A 298-nucleotide genomic window follows, 5' to 3' on the forward strand; every position below is an offset into this window, starting at 1 on the left:
CTGCTCGTAAAGCTTGAACAAGGTGTCTATAAGACCATCTGAGGCACTCATCGCATGGCAAAGCTGAGCGGAAATATTATTAAACCCGCTATGCCTGATTTCTAACGACCGCTCAAGTTTTAAATTATATAGCTGTAAACACAAAAAAAACGCCACTAACAGCGCCACAATAAGTCCCACAGCTAAAGAGCGATAGTAATGCTTTAACGGTAAATAATTCACTGGCTGATAAGTACCTTCCCGCGATAAAGCTAGGTTAACTAGGCATAGGAATCCTGGCCTGTTTTGAATATTCTTC

Annotated in this window: 1 protein-coding gene; it reads right to left on the reverse strand. The window is 41.3% G+C overall.

Annotated features, from left to right (window positions below; all coding sequences use genetic code 11):
• Positions 1–222: hypothetical protein (locus tag CWB80_RS22810; protein ID WP_212751504.1), on the reverse strand; the 222-nt coding region annotated here is incomplete at its 3' end.
• Between the last annotated feature and the right edge of the window lie 76 nt (positions 223–298).

The organism is Pseudoalteromonas sp. S1650 (assembly GCF_005887195.1).
Taxonomy (GTDB): domain Bacteria; phylum Pseudomonadota; class Gammaproteobacteria; order Enterobacterales; family Alteromonadaceae; genus Pseudoalteromonas; species Pseudoalteromonas simplex.